Origin of the sequence: Streptococcus sp. HMSC070B10 (genome assembly GCF_001808665.1) — a bacterium.
In the GTDB taxonomy this organism is placed as follows: domain Bacteria; phylum Bacillota; class Bacilli; order Lactobacillales; family Streptococcaceae; genus Streptococcus.
In genome coordinates this window covers 1,121-1,742 of the sequence record NZ_KV794174.1, presented here as the reverse complement: position 1 = coordinate 1,742, position 622 = coordinate 1,121, and the positions used below count along the sequence as shown (strand labels likewise).

At 33.4% G+C, this 622-nt stretch carries 1 protein-coding gene; it reads right to left on the bottom strand.

Going from position 1 to position 622, the window contains the following annotated elements; all coding sequences use genetic code 11:
• Positions 1–44: 44 nt before the first annotated feature.
• Positions 45–622, bottom strand: a 578-nt coding sequence (locus tag HMPREF2613_RS05235; protein ID WP_070479485.1) for a hypothetical protein, incomplete at its 5' end; no start/stop codon positions are given.

Here is a 622-nt window from a genome sequence, read left to right as displayed (position 1 = left end):
GGACCTGGTCTGTCATCAAATGGCTCATATGTAGCTGTATTTCTTTAATCATGTTTCTTTTCCTTTTTAAATCTATTTTTATCAAATTCTTTATTTTGAATCAAATCCGAAGACACTTCTATATGCTTAATTGGTCTTATTTCCTTAACATCATGACGGTGTTGGTAGGCATAAATAATATAAAACCAAGGTAAGTACACAGCTTGTCCAAAAGCCATTGATAATAAAGACGCTCCCCATCCCCAAAAATATTCATATCCAAACATCGCTAAAAATATACAGACACACGATAAAATAAGTGGAGGAGCAAGTAAAAAATTAACCATAAATTTGCTGGCTTTCTGTGAGATAATTTCTTCAGAGTCTAAATTGACCAAGCAGCTCATGACGGCTATTACAATAATGGATTGTATAAGAGGAAGGGATAGCTTTAATCCAATAAAATTATGGTCCCCACTCATAGCACCAAAACCAATAATGATATAAATATGACCAGTCAGATACATGAGATAGGTTCCAAAACTGGTTAATATCCCTCGCTTAAGATCCAAAAGAAAAACTAGATTTAATACCCAAACAATAATTCCTGTAATAATCAAGCCTTGATACAAAGAGGGATTGT